Origin of the sequence: Arthrobacter sp. StoSoilA2 (genome assembly GCF_019977195.1) — a bacterium.
In the GTDB taxonomy this organism is placed as follows: domain Bacteria; phylum Actinomycetota; class Actinomycetes; order Actinomycetales; family Micrococcaceae; genus Arthrobacter.
In genome coordinates this window covers 192713-213061 of the sequence record NZ_AP024643.1, presented here as the reverse complement: position 1 = coordinate 213061, position 20349 = coordinate 192713, and the positions used below count along the sequence as shown (strand labels likewise).

21 protein-coding genes are annotated in these 20349 nt (G+C 62.2%); 11 read left to right on the top strand and 10 right to left on the bottom strand.

Going from position 1 to position 20349, the window contains the following annotated elements:
* Positions 1–65: 65 nt before the first annotated feature.
* Both LDN82_RS01050 and LDN82_RS01045 read right to left on the bottom strand, forming a co-directional pair.
* Positions 66–968, bottom strand: coding sequence for an NAD(P)-dependent oxidoreductase (locus tag LDN82_RS01050; RefSeq protein ID WP_224094706.1), 903 nt, complete (start codon positions 966–968; stop codon positions 66–68).
* 80 nt (positions 969–1048) lie between these two features.
* Complete coding sequence (locus LDN82_RS01045) at positions 1049–2548, bottom strand: four-carbon acid sugar kinase family protein (protein WP_224166051.1); 1500 nt, start codon at positions 2546–2548, stop codon at positions 1049–1051.
* Positions 2549–2679: 131 nt separating this feature from the next.
* On the opposite strand from LDN82_RS01045, the gene LDN82_RS01040 reads away from it, so the two are divergent.
* A complete protein-coding gene (locus LDN82_RS01040; protein WP_224166050.1) occupies positions 2680–3483 on the top strand; it encodes an alpha/beta hydrolase in 804 nt (267 codons plus the stop codon).
* Between the two features lie 79 nt (positions 3484–3562).
* Positions 3563–4264, top strand: a complete 702-nt coding sequence (locus LDN82_RS01035; RefSeq protein WP_224167434.1) for a FadR/GntR family transcriptional regulator — start codon at positions 3563–3565, stop codon at positions 4262–4264.
* A gap of 71 nt (positions 4265–4335) precedes the next feature.
* Here LDN82_RS01035 and LDN82_RS01030 read toward each other — a convergent pair whose 3' ends face one another.
* On the bottom strand, positions 4336–4764 hold the full coding sequence (locus LDN82_RS01030) for a universal stress protein (RefSeq protein ID WP_224094701.1): 429 nt from the start codon (positions 4762–4764) through the stop codon (positions 4336–4338).
* Between the two features lie 174 nt (positions 4765–4938).
* Between LDN82_RS01030 and LDN82_RS01025 the strand changes: the two genes are divergently transcribed.
* On the top strand, positions 4939–5745 hold the full coding sequence (locus tag LDN82_RS01025) for an SDR family oxidoreductase (protein ID WP_224166049.1): 807 nt from the start codon (positions 4939–4941) through the stop codon (positions 5743–5745).
* 107 nt (positions 5746–5852) lie between these two features.
* Positions 5853–6062 carry a dodecin gene (locus LDN82_RS01020; RefSeq protein WP_224094697.1) on the top strand — a complete coding sequence of 70 codons (210 nt, stop codon included), beginning with the start codon at positions 5853–5855 and terminating at the stop codon, positions 6060–6062.
* A gap of 54 nt (positions 6063–6116) precedes the next feature.
* Here the strand turns inward: LDN82_RS01020 and LDN82_RS01015 are convergent, their stop codons facing one another.
* Positions 6117–7001 (bottom strand): helix-turn-helix transcriptional regulator, encoded by an 885-nt coding sequence (locus LDN82_RS01015; protein ID WP_224166048.1) that lies wholly within the window; start codon positions 6999–7001, stop codon positions 6117–6119.
* A 231-nt stretch (positions 7002–7232) separates the two neighbouring features.
* On the opposite strand from LDN82_RS01015, the gene LDN82_RS01010 reads away from it, so the two are divergent.
* From LDN82_RS01010 to LDN82_RS00990, 5 genes are all read left to right on the top strand, one after another.
* A complete protein-coding gene (locus tag LDN82_RS01010; protein ID WP_224094694.1) occupies positions 7233–8054 on the top strand; it encodes an aldo/keto reductase in 822 nt (273 codons plus the stop codon).
* 37 nt (positions 8055–8091) lie between these two features.
* The gene (locus LDN82_RS01005; protein ID WP_223935354.1) at positions 8092–9063 is read left to right on the top strand and encodes an aldo/keto reductase; all 972 of its coding nucleotides are present in this window, start codon (positions 8092–8094) and stop codon (positions 9061–9063) included.
* Complete coding sequence (locus tag LDN82_RS01000; RefSeq protein ID WP_224166047.1) at positions 9060–10094, top strand: NAD-dependent epimerase/dehydratase family protein; 1035 nt, start codon at positions 9060–9062, stop codon at positions 10092–10094. Before LDN82_RS01005 ends, LDN82_RS01000 begins: the two co-directional genes overlap by 4 nt.
* 115 nt (positions 10095–10209) lie before the next feature.
* Positions 10210–11040, top strand: coding sequence for an aldo/keto reductase (locus LDN82_RS00995; RefSeq protein WP_224094692.1), 831 nt, complete (start codon positions 10210–10212; stop codon positions 11038–11040).
* Positions 11041–11073: 33 nt separating this feature from the next.
* Positions 11074–12123 carry a beta-propeller fold lactonase family protein gene (locus LDN82_RS00990; RefSeq protein ID WP_224167433.1) on the top strand — a complete coding sequence of 350 codons (1050 nt, stop codon included), beginning with the start codon at positions 11074–11076 and terminating at the stop codon, positions 12121–12123.
* On the opposite strand, the gene LDN82_RS00985 is transcribed toward LDN82_RS00990, so the two are convergent.
* Complete coding sequence (locus tag LDN82_RS00985) at positions 12120–12350, bottom strand: hypothetical protein (protein WP_224166046.1); 231 nt, start codon at positions 12348–12350, stop codon at positions 12120–12122. The two genes, LDN82_RS00990 and LDN82_RS00985, sit on opposite strands and share 4 nt — an antisense overlap.
* Positions 12347–12544 carry a hypothetical protein gene (locus LDN82_RS00980; RefSeq protein WP_224094690.1) on the bottom strand — a complete coding sequence of 66 codons (198 nt, stop codon included), beginning with the start codon at positions 12542–12544 and terminating at the stop codon, positions 12347–12349. The genes LDN82_RS00985 and LDN82_RS00980 overlap by 4 nt, the downstream gene beginning before the upstream one ends.
* 321 nt (positions 12545–12865) lie before the next feature.
* Here LDN82_RS00980 and LDN82_RS00975 point away from each other — a divergent pair, with 321 nt between their 5' ends.
* Entirely contained in the window at positions 12866–15631 is a 2766-nt protein-coding gene (locus LDN82_RS00975; protein WP_224166045.1) for an alpha-amylase family glycosyl hydrolase, read from the top strand.
* Between the two features lie 67 nt (positions 15632–15698).
* On the opposite strand, the gene LDN82_RS00970 is transcribed toward LDN82_RS00975, so the two are convergent.
* Positions 15699–16703: a hypothetical protein gene (locus tag LDN82_RS00970; protein ID WP_224166044.1), complete on the bottom strand. Its 1005-nt coding sequence runs from the start codon at positions 16701–16703 to the stop codon at positions 15699–15701.
* Position 16704: 1 nt separating this feature from the next.
* On the bottom strand, positions 16705–17214 hold the full coding sequence (locus LDN82_RS00965; protein ID WP_224166043.1) for a sigma-70 family RNA polymerase sigma factor: 510 nt from the start codon (positions 17212–17214) through the stop codon (positions 16705–16707).
* 137 nt (positions 17215–17351) lie between these two features.
* On the opposite strand from LDN82_RS00965, the gene LDN82_RS00960 reads away from it, so the two are divergent.
* Entirely contained in the window at positions 17352–18329 is a 978-nt protein-coding gene (locus tag LDN82_RS00960; protein ID WP_224166042.1) for a serine hydrolase domain-containing protein, read from the top strand.
* Here LDN82_RS00960 and LDN82_RS00955 read toward each other — a convergent pair.
* The gene (locus LDN82_RS00955; RefSeq protein ID WP_224166041.1) at positions 18307–19416 is read right to left on the bottom strand and encodes a nickel transporter; all 1110 of its coding nucleotides are present in this window, start codon (positions 19414–19416) and stop codon (positions 18307–18309) included. The genes LDN82_RS00960 and LDN82_RS00955 overlap by 23 nt on opposite strands.
* The gene (locus tag LDN82_RS00950; RefSeq protein WP_346347107.1) at positions 19416–20306 is read right to left on the bottom strand and encodes an urease accessory protein UreD; all 891 of its coding nucleotides are present in this window, start codon (positions 20304–20306) and stop codon (positions 19416–19418) included. The genes LDN82_RS00955 and LDN82_RS00950 overlap by 1 nt, the downstream gene beginning before the upstream one ends.
* Positions 20307–20349 lie beyond the last annotated feature (43 nt).

The window sequence follows — 20349 nt, the reverse complement described above, 5'->3', positions numbered from 1 at the left end:
AAGACCGGCGGGAGGTGGCGACGACGGCGAAGGGGGGACCGCCGTCGTCGCGGGTTTTTATTGGGTTAGTTGGTGCGCTTTGTGGGCGCGACAACCTTGATGACGGCGGAGTCGTCGGCGGCGGCGAGGCCTTGGGCCTGGCCGAGGAGGTAAAGCTGTTCTGCAGCGGCGGCAACGGGTGCGGCAAGGCCGGCAGCGCGGGTGGCTTTGCCGACGATGCCCATGTCTTTGACGAAGATGTCCAGGCGGCTGAGGACCTCGGCTCCGTCCTCGGTGTAGGCCTCCAGGATGCGGGGGCCGCGGTTGGACAGCATGAAGGAACCGGCAGCTCCGGCTTCCAGCGCGGCGAGAGTCTTGGCCTGATCGAGGCCGAGAGCGTCGGCAAGGGCCATGGCCTCTGCAGCTGCGGCGATGTGTACGCCGCAGAGCAACTGGTTGACGGTTTTGAGTGCTTGGCCGTCGCCGGGCTTGTCGCCAACAATGCTCAGGGTGGAGGCCAACAGTTCCAGCGCAGGGCGGGCCTTTTCCAGCGCCTCGGGCTCGGCACCAACGACGATGAGCAGATCGCCTTCACCGGCACGTTTCGGTCCACCGGACAGTGGCGCGTCAACGAGTGAAACGCCGTACCCGGCCAGTTTTTCGACCGTGGCGGGGATGGCTTCGGTGCCCACCGTGCTGCCAAGGATCACGACGGCGCCCGGCTTCAGAACCGAGGCAACGCCGTTTTCGCCGAACAGGACATCGTTGAGCTGCTCACCATTGCGAACGGCCAGGAGCAGCGCGTCGGCGTCCTGCGAGGCTTCGCGGGCAGAAGCAAAAGTCTTGATGCCGGCTGCCGCAGCGAGCTCCAATCGGGGCTCGGCGATATCGAAACCGTGGACGGTCAACTCGGACGCGAGGCGGGTGGCCATGGGCAGGCCCATGGCGCCGAGGCCCAGAACGGTGATGGTGTAGTTGCTGCTGGTCATGGTGTTCTCCAATAAATAGGGGCCACGCTTGCCGGGTTCCCTGGCCGAGCTTGCGAGGTTAGGGGGCAAGTGGGGATGGGTTAGAAAGTGGCGCTGAGTTTGCGGGTGACCTGGGCGAGGGACTGGTCATCGCCCACATTGCCTGCGAACACGATGTACGGGATGCCCTTCGCGGGGCCGTCCACCGGTTCCCAGAGCGAGACGATGCCCGGCAGCATCGGTCCGCGGACGATCGCGTGCCGGATCTCCAGTCCGTGGGCCGCAACATCCGAGGACGTGATGCCACCCTTGGCGATGACGAACCGCGGCGGGAAGGTTTTCAGCGTCCGGTTCACTACATTGACGACGGCGGCCGAGACGGTGCGCGCGATCTTCAGGCTCGCGGCGGCGTCGTCGGTCTTGATGAGCAGGCGGCTGGTGTGGACGATCACGTCGCCCTGGCGGAGGGCATCGACGACGTCGGACACAACGGTTGCGATGTAAGCGTCGGCTTCCGCTTCGGTTTCGGCTGCGAGGAGCTTCTCGACGTCGATCTCGATGATCCGCGCCGAGCTGTGCTCTGCCGTGAGTGCGTTGAGCTGGCGGGTGGTCACGCCAACGTGCGAGCCAACCACGATCAGGCCGCCGGCTGTGGAGGGAGTGTTGCCGGCGTAGGCCTCTTCGGAGGTGAGTGCGGTGCGGATTTCCTGGCCGATGCGGCCACGGACGAACGGCGGGCCCACGCGGTAGAGGAGCTTCTTGCCGCGTCGTTCGGCTTCTTCTAGGCCCAGGGCCAGAGCACGGAAGTCGTTTTCGGTGACGATGTCGGCCACGATCGGCGTGGAGTTGGTAGCGGAATCAATGGCGTCAGCGATGGCTTTCGCGGAAATGGCCGGGTCCTGGGCCGATGCGCCGGCACGGATGATGTTGAGGTCAAGGACGATTACATCGCTTGCCGGGAACCGGCCCTTCGACTTCTCCGCCACATACTTGGCCATCTCGGAGTTGGCGAAACCGAAGGACGCGTCCTTCGCGAATTCCGTCTCGGACACCGGGGTTAGGGTGCCGGTTTCTTCCCCGGTGCCGCGCATGTAGTGCACACCTCCGATGGTGACCCTGCCGGCGTCGGGGAATGCCGGAACGATGACGACGCCGTCGGTGACCTCACCGGTTTCGGCGGCGACCGTAGCGGCGATGACGTCCGGCTCGAGCGGGTAGTGGCCGCGCAGGGTGGAGTCGCTGCGGCTGACGAAGTCAAGGCTGATCTTCCCGGCCGCTGCTGCCAGCGCATTCCGGACGATTTCCTCGTTCCGCGCCGCTGCTTCTGCAGGGTCCAAGCTGCGGGTGTTGGTGAGGACGTAGACGGCGGGCTTGGTCTGGCTCTCGCGAATGTGATTGAAGGCCCAGGTGAAGTCCGCGACGTCCCAACGGGTGAGGACAGCGAGATCCGCGACCGACTGCGTTCCCGTGGGGTCGTCGTCGAGGACCACCAGGACGCGGGGGGACGTCGCCGAGGATGCCGCAACGGCGTCAGCAACCAGCCGGGCCGGAATCTGGACCTCCGCGGGGAAAGCGGCCAGAACATCTGCTTCAAGGGTCACGGTGCACTCCATCGTGGGAAATCTGTGTAGCGGTTTAGTGAATGTAAGATGTCAGACATCTAACATTTCATAGCCAGTGTGACACAGCGCTCTTCACCGCGCAAGATGCCGTGCGTCACTAGTCTGGAGTCATGGCCGGCACCGCAATTCCACTCCCCTTCGTGGACGTGAGAACCCCCTCGCCTTCCCCCGGCGGGCAGATCCCGGTTGTGCTCATCCACGGCTGGGCTTCGGGATCGGCGTACTGGGAGCCGCTGGCAAAGCTACTGCTCGACGCCGGACGCGAAGTGTGGATCCTCGACCTCCCCGGCTATCACCCCGGCGAGGACACGCCACCGGACTTCGAGTGGACGCTGGACTCTGCCGCCGCTTCCGTTGCAGCAGCGATCCGCGCCCGCACGAAAGGGCCGGCGCACCTGGTGGGGCATTCGATGGGCGGCAGCGTCTCACTGACCTTGGCGGCAACCCATCCGGAACTAGTGGCAACAGTGACGCTGGTAGGAATGGTTCCGGCACCCCAAAACGAGGCCTTCAAGAACCTCCTGGTGTCACAGCTGGAGCAGGGATACTTCGACGCGGGCACCAAGCTGAAGCTCATGAACGCCTGGTACGGGCACCTCTCCCCGGAAGACATGGAGTTGCTGAGCAAAGGATTCGATACGCCGTTCCGGATTCTGTCCGCGAGCGCCTGGGCCGCCATGACCGGCGTCGAACCTTCAGTGCCCAGCCGCGTTCAGGCGCCGCTGCTGGTCATCGCTGGAACGGGCGACCGCGTGCGGTCAATCGAGCAGATGACGTCGTTCGTGGCGGCAAGCCCGACGCGCACCCTGAAGGCCATTCCCGACGCCGGTCACAGCGTCCACTGGGAGCAGCCGGAAGAATGCGCCACGACTTTGTGTGAATTTTGGAAAACGAGCTGGCCACCGCCAGCGTAAGATGTCTGACAACCATCCGCGCCTGGAGGAAAACATCCATGAGGTGCCGGAGGGTCTGAATTACAGGAAATGGGGATACATGGCACGCAAGTCGCTGGTGGGCGTCGTTGCTGATGAGCTGCTGGACCGGATCATCGCAGGCGAGTTTCCGCCCGGGACAATTGTTCCGGGCGAACTGGAGCTCAGCGCCCGGCACGAGGTGAGCCGCATGACCGTGCGCGAAGCCATGAAAACCCTCGAGGCACAGCGGATACTCAGCGTGGAACGTGGCCGCGGAACATTCGTGAATCCACTGAACCAGTGGGCATCCCTGGAGGCCGTCCTGCGTGCCGCTTCCGAAGGAACAAAAGACGCGGCCGCTGCCATCCAGCTCATTGAGCTACGCCGGATGCTGGAGACCGGCGCCTGCGAACTCGCAGCGGAACGTATCTCCGACAACGAGCTGATCACCCTCAAAGAGCACGTTGAAAAGATGCAGGCCGCACACGAGGTCAATGACGTGGCCGCCTTCGTGGAAGCCGATCTCGCTTTCCACGATGTCATCCTCCATGCGTCGGGCAACGTGTTCGTGGCCGTACTGTTCGAGCCGCTGCATCGCGTACTCGAGGCACGGCGGACGCAGACCTCAGCTTTCGCTGACATCCAGGAGCACGCGATCGGCCATCACCGGAAAATTGCGGCGGCCCTGGAGTCGCGGAATCCGCATGAGGCCCGGCTGGCCATGGACGCCCACATGCAGCAAACCCTGGACGACCTGAAGACGTACGTCCTGGAGGCTTAACCCAGGCAGGGGACAGCAACCGTACCAATGGAAGCCCATTGGTACGTCTCCTGTCCCCCGTTGAGTCAGGTTTAGTCGACGTCCGTGTTCACGATGTAGACGTCGCACGGAGCACCGTGTGCCACGCTGTTGGCGATGCTGCCAAGGACACGGCCCAGGCCCTTCATCCGCTTGTTTCCCACCACGATCAGCGAGGCGTTGTTGGTCTCGGCGTAGTTGATAAGCGCGTTGGCCGGCGTACCCCGGGCGGCGAAGTATTTGATGTTGCCGCTGGGAACATCAAGTTCCTCAGAGACCTTGCGGGCCACGTATTCTGCGGAGTCGGCCGAAGAAACCGTGATCCTGTCGCTGCCGCTGCCAAATTCTTCAATGCGGTCATCGGAGAACCCGCTGATGACATGCAACTCGGCGCCAAGGGCTGTGGCAAGCTTCGCTGCTGCCACGGCTGCCCGCTTGGCCGTTTCGCTGCTGTCAACGCCGACGACAATAACTTCAGACATGAGTACTCCTGGTTGTGGGAATTCACTGGTGGTGCTGCTAAAAATCTACACTCCATCCCCATCCGCCGCCGGGATCCGGGAAGAACCGGCATCTTCCAGCCTCCGTGTTTACGATCCGGCGTGTCCGGGTAGGGATAAGTCATCGGAACCATCACGCGACCGAAAGGCAAGGACATGAGCGAGGCATCATTTTCCCCGCAAACCGCCATCGTCACAGGATCTGACTCAGGGATTGGACGCGCCACGGCGGTTGCGCTGGCCAAGGCAGGCATGGATGTCGGCATCACCTGGCACACGGACCAGCAGGGTGCCGAGGACACTGCGGAAGAGGTCCGCAGTCTGGGCCGCAAGGCGGTGGTACACCATCTGGACACCACGAACGTCTCCGAAACCGCTGCCAACATTGACAAGCTGGCCGAGGAGCTCGGCGGCCTGGACGTGTTCGTCAACAACTCCGGAACGGGCGATGGCACCAAGTTCCTGGACCTGGATTACGACACCTGGATGTCCACCTTGGACACCAACCTCAACGGCGCCTTCGTGGCCATGCAGGCAGCTGCCAAACGCATGGTCAACGCTGGCCGCGGCGGACGCATCATCGCCGTCACCAGCGTGCACGAGTTCCAGCCGCGGGTCGGAGCCTCTGCCTACGATGCCTCCAAACACGGCCTTGGCGGGCTCATCAAGACCATGGCGCTGGAGCTCGCGGAGTTCGGCATTACTGCCAACAACGTTGCTCCCGGCGAGATCGCAACACCCATGACCGGGCAAACGGACGAGGACCCAAGGCAGAAGGAGCGGCCTGGCGTGCCGCTGGGCCGTCCCGGTGACGCACGCGAAATTGCGGCCGTCATCGCTTTCCTGGCCTCTCCGGATTCCAGCTACGTCACTGGCGCCTCGTGGCCTGTGGACGGCGGAATGCTCCAAATGGGACCGCATGCGGGATCGCACATCACGGGCAATGACTGGCGCGAAAGCTGAGCCTGCCGGACCTCTGGCCCGCACGGACGTCCGTGGGCTAGTCTGCATGAACGGCCTGCCGAGCGGGCCAGCATTTTCAAGATTCAGGGACGATGATGAGGAGCACCATGGCTGACCACACATATAGCGTTTCCGAAATTGTTGGCACTTCTTCCGAGGGCGTCGATGCGGCCGTCAGGAATGGCATCGCCGCTGCCGCCCAGACGTTGCGTAACCTCGACTGGTTCGAGGTGAAGGAGATCCGCGGCCACCTGGAGAACGGCGCAATTGCCGACTGGCAAGTAACCATCAAGCTTGGCTTCCGCTTGGAGCGCTGATCCCTTCCTCCGCGAGATGACAGTTAATGCCAATGTTTCAGACGAACATTGGCATTAACTGTCATCCCGGCGGGCGGGTTCGGGGGCCGGGATGGTCGCCGCCGATACCTCGCCAAAGCTGCTGAGCAGCGTCAAGGCGTCCGACGACGGCGAACCCACCTTCGCGGAATAGACCCTCAGGTGCTGGTCGGGGTCGTCCGGGAGGCCCAGGGTTTCAAAGTTCAGTTCAAGGTCCCCCACCACAGGGTGGTGCAGGCGGACAATCCCGGCAGACCGTGTGGCCACCCTGTGTCCCGCCCACCATTGACGGAAATGCTCGCTGTGCACGGCAAGTTCGCCCACGAGCTGGTTGGTCTGGGGATCGTTGGGGTGCCTGCCCACGTCCATCCGCAAGGCGCCCACTGCCTCGGCGGCCACGGTTTTCCAGTCCCTGAACAGGTCCTTGGCCGCAGGATCCAGAATGATCCAGCGGGTCAGGTTCCGTTCGGCCGCGGGCAGTGCTGTGAAATCCGTGAACAGCAGATGCGCCATCCGGTTTCCGGCCAAAACGTCAGCGCGTCGCCCCAGGACCATTGAGGGAACATCCCCGACGGCGTCCAGCAGCTGCCGCAAGGCAGGGCGCACCTTTTGGGCGGGGCCCGGATTACCGGCCGAACTGGCGCAGTGCTCCAGCAGGTCCAACATGTGCGCATGCTCCCCCGCGTCCAGGCGCAACGCCCGTGCAACGGAATCGAGGACGGCCTTGGACGGATGGATGTTCCGGCCCTGCTCCAGGCGTGTGTAGTAGTCCGTGCTCACGCCGGAGAGCCTCGCCACCTCTTCACGGCGGAGGCCCGGAACCCTGCGGGAGCCGTTGGACTGCGGAGCCCCGGCGTCCTCGGGCGAGAGGCGGGCACGCATGACTTTGAGGAATTTTCCGAACTCGGCGCTTTGACCCATCCGTCCATTCTGCCGTTATCGCAGCTGGCAGGACCAGAGCAGGACCACCATTTTGGGTAGGACTACCAGACCTAGGAAAAACAGGATCAGTCTGGATTGCTGACTCTGCGACGAAAACTGAATAGGCTCGGTACAGAGCCTCCCGAAAACGCTTTCTGGCAACCGGCGCACCAGCCGAACCCACAGGAAGCAGCGGCCCGGCCCAGAAATATCTACCTCGAAGGAGACCTCATGCCAGAGCTGACCCTAAATAACGGCGTCACCATTCCCCAGCTCGGATTCGGTGTTTTCCAGGTGCCTCCGGAAGAAACACAGAAGGTGGTGGAAGACGCCTTGGAGGCAGGGTACCGGCACATCGATACCGCAGCTGCCTACCGTAACGAGGCAGGCGTGGGTGCTGCCATCGCCGCCTCGGGCCTTCCCAGGGAAGACCTCTTCATCACCACCAAGCTTCGCAACGGCGAGCAGGGTGAGGCGTACGACGCCTTCCAGCGCAGCCGCGATGCCCTTGGCCTGGAAGCAGTGGACCTGTACCTGATCCACTGGCCCGTACCTTCGCAGGGGCTGTACACCCAGGCTTGGAAGGAGATGGAGAAGCTCTACCAGGACAAGCAGATCCGGGCCATCGGCGTCTCCAACTTCCTCACAGACCATCTGGATACCTTGCTGCGGGAAGCGGACATAGTGCCGGCCGTAAACCAGATCGAGCTGCACCCCACGTACCAGCAAGGCGATCTGGCAAACAAGTGCCGCGATCTCGGCATCGCCGTGGAGGCCTATAGCCCGCTGGGACAGGGCAAGGACCTGAACGCCGAGGTAGTGGCCTTGGTGGCCGCTGCACATGAAACGACTCCGGCACAGGTAATTCTGGCGTGGCACCTCGCGCAGGGAACCATCGTGATTCCCAAGTCCGCCGACTCTGCCAGGATGCGGGAAAACCTCGGCGCCGCCGATCTCACCCTTACCCAATCCGAACTGGCTGCCATCACCGCCCTGGAGGCCGGAGCCCGCATAGGTTCCGATCCCGCCGTCGCGGCTTTTACCCAGTTCTAAACAGACAACGTAGTTCTAAACAAAAGGACACAACAGCATGCAGTACACCCACCTTGGCCGTTCCGGCCTGAAAGTTTCACGCCTCTGCCTCGGGACCATGAACTTCGGTCCCCAGACGGACGAAGCCACCGCGCACTCCATCATGGATTCCGCACTGGATTCCGGCATCAACTTCTTCGATACCGCCAACGTTTATGGCGGTTCCGGCCACCGGGGATGGACCGAAGAAATCATCGGGCGCTGGTTCGCAAAGGGCGGCGAGCGCCGGGAACGGACAGTCCTGGCCACCAAGCTGTACGGCACCATGACGGATCGCCCCAATGAGTCCAAGCTCTCCGCCCTGAATATCCGTCGTGCCCTGGATGCCAGCTTGAAGCGGTTGCAGACGGACTACATCGACATCTACCAGTTCCATCACATCGACCGCCAGACACCGTGGGATGAGATTTGGCAGGCAATCGAGGTGGCCGTGCAGCAGGGCAAGATCCTGTATTCGGGCAGCAGCAACTTTGCCGGCTGGCACATTGCCCAGGCCCAGGAAGCCGCTCGCAGGCGCAATTACACCGGCTTGGTCAGCGAGCAGTCCATCTATAACCTCTTCCGGCGCGAGCTGGAGCTTGAAGTCATCCCCGCGGCGCAGCAGTACGGGCTCGGCTTGATCCCGTGGTCTCCCCTGCAGGGCGGCCTGCTGGGTGGCGTGCTGAAGAAGGAGGAGCAGGGCGTCCGCCGCACGGAAGGCCGTGCGCTGGAGACGCTGCGCAAGCATGAGGACCAGATCCGTCAGTACGAGGATTTCGCGGACGAACTCGGGCAGAAGCCCGGGGACGTTGCCCTGGCTTGGCTTCTTCATCAGCCTGCCGTGACGGCGCCCATCGTTGGGCCACGCACCCAGGAGCAGCTGGACGCCGCAATCCGGGCCTTGGATGTGACCCTCAACGAGGATGCCCTCAAACGGCTGGATGACATTTTCCCGGGACACCGCCCCGCCCCGGAGGACTACGCCTGGTGAGCAGCCTCCTCCCCGTCGGTCCCGGAATAGCGGACACGGTCTCGCCGCGGAACATCCTGTTCATCGGCGGTACCGGGGTCATCAGTGCGGCGGCGGCTGACCGCGCCGTTGCGCTGGGCCACCGGCTGACCATCCTCAACAGGGGACGGTCAGCCGGTCGGCCGGTTCCCGAGGGCGCTGAGGTGCTCCATGCAGACATCCGTGACAGCGGGGCAGTGCGGGAGGTGCTTCGGGGAAAGGAGTACGACGCCGTAGCGGACTTCATCTCGTTCACTCCGGCTCATGCGCGGGCCGGCTTGGAGATGTTCCGGGGAAAAACGGGCCAGTACGTTTTCATTAGTTCCGCCTCGGCGTACCAAAAGCCACCCAGCACCCTGCCCATCAGGGAATCGACTCCTTTGAAGAACCCCTTTTGGAAGTACTCGCAGGACAAGATTGCCTGTGAAGAGTTGTTGTTTGAGGCTTACCGCGAGCAGGACTTCCCTGTGACTGTGGTCCGGCCGTCGCACACCTACGACCGGACCAAGATCGCGCTGGTGGGCGGTTGGACTGACATTCACCGGATGCGCGCCCGAATGCCCGTGTTGGTTCATGGGGATGGGACCTCCCTGTGGACGCTGACGCACAGCCGTGATTTCGCCAAGGCCTTCGTTGGGCTCTTGGGAAGACCACAGGCTGTCGGTGAGAGCTACACCATTACTTCCGACGAGTTCCTGCCATGGAACCAGATCTACCGTCTCTTCGCCCGGGCGGCCGGGGTTCCTGAGCCAGAGCTGTTTCATGTTTCCTCCGAGACCATCGCCGCCCATAGCAAAGAGCTTGGCCCCAACCTTTTGGGGGACCGCTCGCACTCCGTGGTGTTCGACAACTCCAAGATCAAGGCACTCGTGCCGGATTACCAGGCAACCATCCCTTTCGCGGACGGTGCGAGGGAGATCATCGACTGGCACGATCAGCATCCCGGACTGCAGGTAGTTGCGGAAGACTTCATGGAACTGAGCGATCGGCTCTATGAGTGGACGGCAAGATGAGTGGTCTGCTCGATGAGTGATAGCGGCGGCAGCTGTTGCCAAGCAGCCAGTGGCCAGCGTAGAACAGCAAAGAGACCCGCCGGTCGAGATTCAAGCATAAGAGGAGATCATGCTCATGACACTTGCCCCGCTCATTGAACTCAACGACGGCTACAAGATCCCGCAACTGGGCTTAGGTACGTGGCCCCTGGATGATGCCCAGGTTGCCGATGCCGTGGTGGAGGCTGTTTCCTGCGGCTACCGACACATTGATACGGCGGTCAAATATGGGAATGAGGAAGGAGTCGGTAATGGTATCCGTGCCTGCGGTGTGGACCGGAGCGAGCTCTTCATCACTACCAAGCTCGACGGCGGATTCCAAGGCTCGGGCAAGGCAACCGCTGGGCTCGATGGCTCCCTGCAACGACTCGGGCTGGACTATGTTGACCTGCTGCTGATCCATTGGCCGCTCCCCCGCCGCGGCGAGTTCGTTTCCACGTGGAAGACGTTCGAGGAACTGCAGGCCTCGGGCAAGGTACGATCCATCGGCGTTTCCAATTTCAAGCCTTCGCACCTTGACCGGCTGTTCCGGGAAACGGATGTTGTTCCAGCGGTCAACCAGATCCAGGTCAATCCCGCCATCCCGCGTCCTGTTGCCATCGCGTTCAACGAGCAGCACGGGATTGTCACGGAGTCGTACAGTCCACTGGGCGCCAGCAGCGACCTCCTGAATGCCCCGGTTCTGGCGAGCATCGGCAACAAGCATGGAAAGACGCCCGGCCAGGTGGTCCTGCGTTGGCATGTCCAGCAGGGCCTGGTTGCCATCCCGAAGACCGCCAACCCGCAAAGGATGCGGGAGAACCTTGACGTCTTCGGCTTCGAGCTGGACCAGGATGACCTCAGAAGACTACAAACCCTCGACGCCGGTCCTGATGCCGGCGTCGACTCGGACGTTCAGGGACACTAGGGGACGGGAACACTAAACGTGGGGGAACTGAATATGGAAGCAGCAGGCGCAGAAACATTGATCTGGACCGGGTCCTACACTGCGGACCGGAATGGAAATGGCGAAGGTATCGGCGCCATCACCGTGGATGCGGACGGGAACCTTACTTCGCTTGGCTTGGCTGCGGCGGCGAACTCGCCGTCCTTCCTCGCCATTCATCCAACCCTCCCTGTGCTCTATGCCGTTGCCGAGGAAGGCAAGATGGTACGGGCGTACCGCCGTACCGGCACCGCTGAGCTGGAAGAGATGGGTGAACCATGGCTGGCGGGGGAGGCTGCTTGCCACGTCGCGACGGATCCACAGGGGCGTTTCATTGTGGTCACCTGCTGGGGTGACGGCCAGGTCATTCTCTACGAACTGGACCACGACGGCGCCATCACCTCGCGGACCAGCGCGGAAGCCGCCGTCGACCCCCATCAAACCGGACCCACCGATGAGCCGCGTCCAAGCCGCGCACATTCAAGCCTCATGCTTCCCGATGGTCGCGTGATGACCACGGACCTCGGGCACGATCTTGTGAGGGTTTGGCGGTACGAGCCGGGCCAGGGTCTGTTGCCCGACCACCACGTGATCCTGCCCAAGGACTCCGGCCCGCGTCATATGGTGCGGCATCCCAGCGGTACGGTTTTCATCGATACGGAATACTCGATTGAGGTTGCAGCGGTCAGGGCCGAACCCCAGGGAGTTTACGAACTCACGGCCGTGGTTCCCGCCAGTGTCAATAAAGCGTTCGACGGCGACTCCGCCGCGGAGATTGCAATGTCCGCTGACGGTCGGTTCGTCTATGTGGGCGTCCGGGGCTCCAACCGGATCTGCGTCCTGAAGGTGGGCGCCCAGGGCACGGACGTCACTCCCCTGGCCGATGTGCCAAGCGGGGGCGACTGGCCACGGCACCACCTGGTCCACGACGGCTGGCTCTTGGTGGCCCATGAAGGGTCCAACGACGTCCTGACTTTCAGGCTCGACCCCGAAACCGGCCTGCCCGACGGACCCGTAGGCCGGCTGGCGACAGGGTCCCCGAGCGTGCTGGTTCCGGCGGGTTAGGCCGCCCAGACCTGGACGTCGTCCGTTCCGCAGAACAGCTTGCGGCCCGTGGGTTCAAGGACCACCCACAGCAGTTCCTGATGGTGGGAAACGTCGTCGACACGGCCCGTGCCGGCACCCCAGGCGACGTCGTAGATCCAGACGCGATCGCCGACGCTGAGCTCAGTCCACTGCGCTGCCGGCACGTGCCGGTAGTCGCTGGGCCGGTTCAGGATGGAGCTGGTCATGCTGTGATGTCGCCAGCGGTCCGGCGCCGCCAGACAGTGGGCACTCCGTTGTGCGCCGGTAGGACGTGACCTTCCGCGAACACCTGGACGGCGTCAGGCTCAGAGTCCGGGCTCCACAAACCCGAGGCCGGGCAGTGGGAACCGGTGGGCATGACACGGGTGGCTCGTTCGCGCAGGAGGGCGATGCTCTTCATCGTTGAAACTCATCCTTGGGTAGTTCAGGGCGCTGCATGCTGTGAAGCAGGGCCTGGTGTGAAGCAGATCTCCTCAACCCTATGCAAGTCATGGACGGTTCGTTATAGGCAATTGCATAGCATTTCCGCACAGTGTCATGCAGGCGAACAATAGGATTTTGGCTCAATCTGGACTAATAGTCCTGCAAGCGCTTCCAGTATTGAACCCGTAACAGCGCTTCACTCTCAGAAAAACATCTATTTCTATGGATCAAATCCGCGCAAGCGCTTACAGTTATGAGTTGCCACACAGCAGAGTCGCTTAGCGGAAGGTTTCATCACTTGCTATCTCGCAGCTATAGATCCATTGTCCCCGCCGTCGTACTCGCCACCGCAGTGGTGACGGCTTCCACCGTTCTTCCCGCGAGCGCCGCCACCACCAAGAAAACGCCGCCTGATCCCGCCGGCCAACACTCAGTCCGCGGCGGCGTCAGTGATCAGAACTTCTACTTCGTCATGGCTGACCGCTTCAATAACGGCACAAAAGCCAACGACGACGGCGGGCTGGGTGCGGATCCGATGGTGTCCGGCTACGACCCCTCCCGCAAGGGCTTCTACAACGGTGGTGACCTGAAAGGCCTCCAGGACCGTCTGGACTACATCCAGGGTTTGGGAACGAATGCCCTCTGGCTTACACCGAGCTTCAAGAACAAGGCCGTCCAAGGTGACGGGTCAGTGGAGAACAGCTCCGCGGGTTACCACGGGTACTGGGTCACGGATTTCACGCAGATCGATCCCCATCTGGGCACGAATGCTGAACTGAAGACGCTGATCGATGCCGCCCATGCACGCGGCATGAAGGTCTATTTCGACATCATCACCAACCACACGGCGGACGTGATCCAGTATCAGGAGTCCGAGTCAGTGCCGTACATTTCCAAGGAAACAGAGCCGTACCGCACGGTAGCGGGCGAGGCCTTCGATGACCACGACTATGCCGGCACACAGGACTTTCCTGCACTGGATCCATCAACGTCCTTCCCCTACACACCGGTGGTCCCCGAAGCCGAGAAGGACGTCAAGGTTCCCGCGTGGCTCAACGACTCCACGCTGTATCACAACCGTGGCAACACCACCTTTTCCGGCGAGGACGCGCTCTACGGCGACTTCTTCGGCTTGGACGATCTGTTCACGGAGAATCCCCGCGTGGTCAACGGATTTGTTGATATCTACAAGAGTTGGATCCGCGACTTCGGGATCGACGGCTTCCGCATCGACACCATGAAGCACGTCAACGATGAATTCTGGCAGCAGTTTGGCCCGCAGGTCCTGAGCTACGCCAAGGAGCAGGGCAAGGACGAATTCTTCATGTTTGGCGAGGTCTTCGATACCTCCAAGAGCGTCACGTCCAAGTTCACCACCAGAAACAAGATGCAGGCTGTTCTCGACTTCGGTTTCCAGGGAGCTGCGCGCAGCTTCGCTTCCCAGAGCAGCAAGGCCAGTGGTTTGGCCGAGTTCTTCAATGGAGATGACTGGTACACCGACGCCGACTCCAATGTGTACCAACTGCCCACCTTCCTTGGGAATCACGACATGGGCCGTATCGGCACGTTCATCGCCCAGGACAACGCCGGGGCGTCAGACGCCGAACTCGTCGAGCGTGATGAACTCGCCCACGAGCTGATGTACTTCTCGCGCGGCAACCCGGTTGTCTACTACGGCGACGAGCAAGGATTCACGGGGGCAGGTGGGGACCAGGACTCACGGCAATCCATGTTCGCCAGCCAGGTTCAGGAATACCTTGATGACGACCTTCTGGGCACAAGCGCGACGCATGCAGCAGACAACTTCGATACCGGGCACCCGCTGTACAGGAAGATCAGCGAACTTGCTGCACTCACCGCCGAGCACCCCACCCTCCGCAGCGGCGCGCAGCAGAACCGCTACGCCGCCGACGCCCCGGGGATTTACGCCTTCTCGCGTATCGACGCCAAAGAGCAACGTGAGTACGTGGTTGCCGTGAACAACAGCGAGAGTGCGCAAACAGCGGAGATCCCCACGTACGAGGCGAAGCAGCCGTTCAACCTCGTTTACGGCAACGCTGCAGCCGACGTAAAGACTAACACGCAGGCGAAATTGACCGTTTCAGTTCCTCCGCTTTCCACCGTGGTGTACCAAGCAGCGGGGCGACTCGCACAATCCAAGGCGGCACCCGGCGTCGTCGTCAAGAAGCCGGTCACCGCTGCTGGTGACGCTACGCGCATGAAGGTAACGGCCGACGTCGACGGTAATTCGTTCTACGAAGTCACTTTCCAGGCGCGGACCGCGGGCGGGGAATGGGAGTCGATCGGCACGGACGATAACGCGCCGTACCAGGTCTTCCACGACGTATCCGCGATGCAGTCCGGCGCGTCGGTGGAGTACCGTGCCGTGGTGCTGGACAATGCCGGCCACACGTCGGCGAGTGAGCCGCGCAGCGGCGTGGTGGGCGAGCCGGCCCAGCCCGAAACCGTCACCGTGGCCGGCAGCCTCAACACCGAGCTCGGTTGCACGGAAGACTGGCAGCCGTCGTGCGAGCAGGCATCGATGACTTACGAACCGACGCACCGTCTGTGGCAGCTGAACGTCCCGAACCTGCCGGCCGGGACGTACGGATTCAAGGCTGCCCTCAACGGCTCGTGGGACGAGAACTACGGTGTGGGCGGAGTCCTGGACGGCCCCAATATCGTGTTCCAGCACTCAGGTGGCGCCGTCACGTTCCTCTACGACCACGCAACCAACGTGATCAGCGCCGTGACCGCCGGCCCGCAACCCGCCGCTGTATCCGTTCCCGGTAGCCTGAACTCCGAGCTCGGTTGTGCCGGCGATTGGATGCCTGATTGCCCTCAGGCCCAGCTTGCCCTGGACCCTGTGGATGGCATCTGGAAGCTTTCCGTGCCGGATCTGGCAGCGGGTAGCTACGAGTTCAAGGCAGCGATCAACGGCTCCTGGGCTGAGAACTACGGTTTGGGCGGCGCCCCGAACGGCAGCAACATAGCCCTGAAGCACGACGGCGGACCGGTCACCTTCCGGTACGACCCCGCCAGCCATCTACTCACCACCCGCTAGCCCAAGTAGGTAGCAGCAGTGCGCGTTTTGAGCGCTCAAAACGCGCACTGCTGCTACTCAGATGGGCCTAGTTGTAGCTCACGCTCAGGAGCATGGCCTTCAGCTGTGAGTATTGTTCGCTACCCATCCACGCCTTCGCTGCTTCAGGGGTGGCGAACGTGGGCTGCTTGTCGAGATCAAATTTCACGTATGCGATCATGAACCCGTTGGGCATCCTGATCTGGTTTGTGCCGGATGAGGTCTGCCCGGATTGAAGCTCGGAGGACAGCCGGATGTCCATGACGTAGACCGGAGGAGAGTCGGAACGCCCACTAGCCGTGGGCATCCCTCCGCTACCGGAGTTGTAGTCGATGTTCATGATGTAGTTCAAGGAGAACCCGAATTCCACCTGGTTTCCTGCTGTATCCGTTACTCCAGGAACCACGGCACGGTCCAGAACTGTCCGGTCCACCAGCCCGGCAGTACCGTCGCCGTAGAAACCGCTGCTCATAAAGGCGACTTCAGCGCCCGTGCTGTCCAGAACGGTAGCTCCGTCGGAAGGACCTTGTTCCGGGCGAACAGTCCAACCGGCGGGGTACCTGAACGAGACGTGCCCGTCAGGGAAGGTGAATGTCTGGATCGTGGGCACCTGGACCGGCGGCGCCACGGGTGCAGTGGTGGTGGCAGCTGGTGCGGTGGGGGTCGGCGCCTGACTGGCATCCGGCGTCGGAGTCGCTGTTGGCGTTGCCATTGGCGAAGGAGTGGCGGACACGCTCGGCGTTGGCGTTGGCGTTGGCGTTGGCTCAGGGGTGGTGACGGTGACGGCCGGCGCCGGCGTTGAGCTTATTGGCCCGAAGTTGGCCGCCACGAGGACACCGGCAGTGACAGCGGCAGCTCCCAGCAACAACGCTCCGGCAATCCGGACCTTCCGGTTCCTGCGCTCTTGGAGCGAGCTGACTCCAGCCGGCACAGTGTCACTGAAAACCCGAGGACCTGTCAGCATACGGGCCAAGGCTTCTTCGCCGTTGATTTCGGCCTCTGGTTCGTGGGCAAGAGGGTCGATCGAGGAAATCTGGCTCTTGATCTGGTCCATCTCAGACTCCCATCTTGTGTGTAGTCGTTTCGACACCTGCAGGCATCTGTTTCCGGAAAGCACCGCGTGCGCGGTGCAAGCGGACCTTCGCTGCGGATTCACTGCAGTTGAGTACGCGCGCGATTTCGGTGGAACCCAAACCGTCCCAATACGCCAGCTGGAGGATGTCCCGATCCTGTTCGCGGAGCCGGGCCATGGCATCCTGTACCACGACGTTCTCGGAGTCGTCCCCGAAACGCTCCACCGCCGTCGTGCGTAGCTTTTCCTGCAGTGCCTGTTGGCGGTCACGGCTCCTGTAGGCATTGCCGACGAGATTGCGCGCAACAGTGAGCAAGTACGGAATATCGGGTTGGGAGTTGTCGTCCCATTTTTGCCACACGACGCGGAAAACGTCCGCCGCGATTTCTTCGGCAATTTCCGCCGATTCCACCCTGCGGCGGACAAATCTGAAAACGGATGGATAGCTGTTTTTGTGAATGGCGATAAACGCCAGTTCGCGCTCGGAAAGCACGATTTTCCCCCTGAATGTAGTGTCCTGAACTGCAGGATACTTCTATAGTTTCCGGCCGACGTCCCACGGTTACACGCGGCTTGGAGAATTTTCGATAGATTCGTCCCACCGAACCCGAGCGAAAGCGTGGAAGTCACATGGTGGAATCAGGTCCCGCAGCAGACTGGGCCCGCAAACAGGTGGATCAGGGGCGCGTGCCGGTGGCCGTGCTGGGAATTGGATCGAGCCACGGCATCTCCGACGTTGTCGCCTTTGGGCACGACGACGGCCGGAAGGCAACCACCGATGACCACTTTGCGCTGTTCTCCGTCACGAAACCCATCAGCGCACTGACGGTGATGCGCCAGGTTGAGCTGGGGAAATTGTCGCTCGTCAATTCATTGACGGACGCGCTCCCCGGCTTCGGCGCAGGCCGCACGGACACGGTGACCCTCGAACACCTGTTGAGTCACCGCTCGGGAATCATGGATACACAGCTCGACGGCGGCACGCCCCTCCGCGAAGACCTCACCACGGCCGAGCAAGCCTTCTATGCGGGATCGCTGGTCCAGTACTGCAATGTGGCTTTTGAGGGTGCCGCGGCGATGGCTGAATGGGCCGATGGTCGCCCGTTTGAAGAGCAGCTCAGTTCATTGGCCACCGACACCGGCGCGAAAGGCCTCACGTTCCACACGGACTGCAATCCGCACACAGTCCGTGGCGCAGAAGAGCAGGGGCTGGACGTTGAGGGGATGTACAAGAAGAGGCACCCCGGCGCCGGGCTGTTCGGCACCGCCACGGATCTGCTCAATCTCGGCACCGAGTTGCTGCGCAATTCCGGCAAGGCCGTGCGGCCCGCCACGCTTGCGGCCATGCGCCGGCCAAGGACCACCGGGATTTCCCACATCAGTGTCCGGCCCAAGCCCTTGCGGCACACCGGCCTTGGTTTCCAGATGCCAGCCAACGAATCCGAGCTGCTTGCCCAGGGGATCTACGGTCACCCCGGGTGGTCGGGCACGGAATGGTGGATGTTCCCGGAGCAGGACCGGTGCGTCGTGTTCCTGACGAATGTCCTGGACACACCGGACCTTGGCGTGGACACCAATGAGCTTTTCAACGCGGTGGCTGCCTCCTGAGCCCTGGCTCCAACTGTCCTGGTTCCAAGCGCGCGCTTCGAGCTGAGCGGGCACGCCACGCGGAAACAGCCCATGCGATCAGGAACAGGCCCACAAGGAACAGGCCTGCGTCGCCAAGGTCGATCCCTCCAAGCCACGTAGTCAGCGGGTCTTCGAGTTCAAACGCCGCGTTGACGAATCCCCCGAGCGTGATCACGGAGATGAACAGCGCCGACACAGCCGAAATTCCGGTGATCACCACGTTGAAGCCGAGCTTGCGCTGGGGGTCGTTGATGGCGGAGTTGTACATTTTCATCATGGCCACGCCGTTGATGGAATCGCACAATGTCATGGCCGCGGCGAACGCGAACGGCAGCGCCATCAAGGCGAGCGGTGAGACTCCGGCGATTGACGCCGTCGTGGTGATAACCAGTAGTCCGATGGTGGTGGCCGTATCGAAGCCGAGCCCGAAGAGGAAACCGATCACGTAGATGTTCCGCGGCCGCTCCACCTTTGACAGGGGCTTGGCCAGCAAACGGGCAACAAATCCTTTGGCCTCGAGGTCTTCTGCACTGATCGCCGCACCGGCCTTGACGCTCCAGTACACCTGCGTGGCACGCATGAATGCCGAACCGTTGAAGAGCCCCATCCCCAGGAGGAACAAACCGGACACTCCGCTTCCGATCAGGCCCAGCACCTTGTTGCCCGCCGTGCCGTCCTCCATGAATTGGCCTATCAACGTTGCGCCCGCCACCACGAGGAGCCCCGCCAGGATCACCACGGAACTGTGGCCCAGGCTGAATGCGAAGCCGACGCTCACCGGATCCTTGTGCTGCGCGACGAACTTGCGCGTTGAGTTATCGATCGCAGCGATGTGGTCCCAGTCGTAGCTGTGCTTGATTCCGGCCACGTACGCGGTAATCACCAAGCCGAACGCAAGCGGCTGGGCCGCCACCAAACCCTGCGGTGAAAGCGAACCCAGCAGCAAAAGCACGACGGCGGCAATGTGTAGGGCGGCGACCGCGCCGAACGTGAAAAGCAGCCGGGTGCGCAATGGCAACTTCTCCCGGTCCCGGTACATGGCGGCGAACCCGGTCAGCGCAGTCATTAATACTTCCTCAGGTTCAAGGGCTCCTGCCCGTGCCAGCGTTTACGGAGAACGCCGGTGCAAGAGCCCAGCAGATGATTGAGTTCGTCGGTGCTGTTTGACAAGGATCTCAGCACAAGCCCCGTAGTGCCGCCAACACTTTTGGTCAGGGAAACGCCCGTGTAGGCGTCGAGGTGGCGGGTGAGCTCGTGCAGCTCATCGGCAAGCTCCTGATCCACTTTCTGATCCACCACGATCAACGACCCCAGGTGACTGAAGCCCTCCATGAACCCCATGCCTGCCACATCGTTGACGGGTGGGAGAATCAGGAGGTTGTCGAGAGCCAGCAGTTTCGCTCCGTTTTCGTCTTCGATCCAGATCTCGTTCCGCAGTCGCAGTTCTTCGTACTTGAAGGATGCGCCGTCCGGCGACCACCCTGGCGTGATGACCTCAGCCATGACAAGGCTCGACGTCGGGTGGAGGCTGATGCGCGAATTCTGCCGATAACTCGCCTCCCGATAAGCAATCAACTGGTCGGGCACGAACTCCAACCGCGCCCCCTCCCCCAGCCGCACACTCATCCGCTGCTCAGCAAACGAGCCCGGAGTCCGATAAACCTTGGTGGCAGACTGCGTAGTCAACAACAGCTCCGCCCCAGCCTCGACCTCCACGTCAACAACAAACAAGTCCGCCCCAAGATACGCCCCGCCAGGATTCACGATGACGTAGCAAACCTGCCCACTCCGATCCAAGTAATGCGGCCGCAAAACCCGCAAGGCGCCCTCATGAAACTGATGGATGGCAACGGATCGGCCAGCACGCTCGGCGACGCGCAGTTGGAGTTCGCCCCTCGGCGTCCTAAACGCTGAGGCGGCGGAGCCGGATTTGGGGGCCGCGGCATGGTGGGCCACGCGGGGGGCCCACTGCCGCGAGGGCCCCGACTCGAGCTTGCGA

Coding starts and splice junctions, on each gene's coding strand:
- LDN82_RS00970 (WP_224166044.1), bottom strand. CDS start 16,703: ATGGACCAGATCAAGAGCCAGATTTCCTCGATCGACCCTCTTGCCCAC.
- LDN82_RS01025 (WP_224166049.1), top strand. CDS start 4,939: ATGAGCGAGGCATCATTTTCCCCGCAAACCGCCATCGTCACAGGATCT.
- LDN82_RS01010 (WP_224094694.1), top strand. CDS start 7,233: ATGCCAGAGCTGACCCTAAATAACGGCGTCACCATTCCCCAGCTCGGA.
- LDN82_RS01005 (WP_223935354.1), top strand. CDS start 8,092: ATGCAGTACACCCACCTTGGCCGTTCCGGCCTGAAAGTTTCACGCCTC.
- LDN82_RS01015 (WP_224166048.1), bottom strand. CDS start 7,001: ATGGGTCAAAGCGCCGAGTTCGGAAAATTCCTCAAAGTCATGCGTGCC.
- LDN82_RS01030 (WP_224094701.1), bottom strand. CDS start 4,764: ATGTCTGAAGTTATTGTCGTCGGCGTTGACAGCAGCGAAACGGCCAAG.
- LDN82_RS00995 (WP_224094692.1), top strand. CDS start 10,210: ATGACACTTGCCCCGCTCATTGAACTCAACGACGGCTACAAGATCCCG.
- LDN82_RS00980 (WP_224094690.1), bottom strand. CDS start 12,544: ATGAAGAGCATCGCCCTCCTGCGCGAACGAGCCACCCGTGTCATGCCC.
- LDN82_RS00960 (WP_224166042.1), top strand. CDS start 17,352: ATGGTGGAATCAGGTCCCGCAGCAGACTGGGCCCGCAAACAGGTGGAT.
- LDN82_RS01050 (WP_224094706.1), bottom strand. CDS start 968: ATGACCAGCAGCAACTACACCATCACCGTTCTGGGCCTCGGCGCCATG.
- LDN82_RS01035 (WP_224167434.1), top strand. CDS start 3,563: ATGGCACGCAAGTCGCTGGTGGGCGTCGTTGCTGATGAGCTGCTGGAC.
- LDN82_RS00985 (WP_224166046.1), bottom strand. CDS start 12,350: ATGACCAGCTCCATCCTGAACCGGCCCAGCGACTACCGGCACGTGCCG.
- LDN82_RS01040 (WP_224166050.1), top strand. CDS start 2,680: ATGGCCGGCACCGCAATTCCACTCCCCTTCGTGGACGTGAGAACCCCC.
- LDN82_RS01020 (WP_224094697.1), top strand. CDS start 5,853: ATGGCTGACCACACATATAGCGTTTCCGAAATTGTTGGCACTTCTTCC.
- LDN82_RS00990 (WP_224167433.1), top strand. CDS start 11,074: ATGGAAGCAGCAGGCGCAGAAACATTGATCTGGACCGGGTCCTACACT.
- LDN82_RS00955 (WP_224166041.1), bottom strand. CDS start 19,416: ATGACTGCGCTGACCGGGTTCGCCGCCATGTACCGGGACCGGGAGAAG.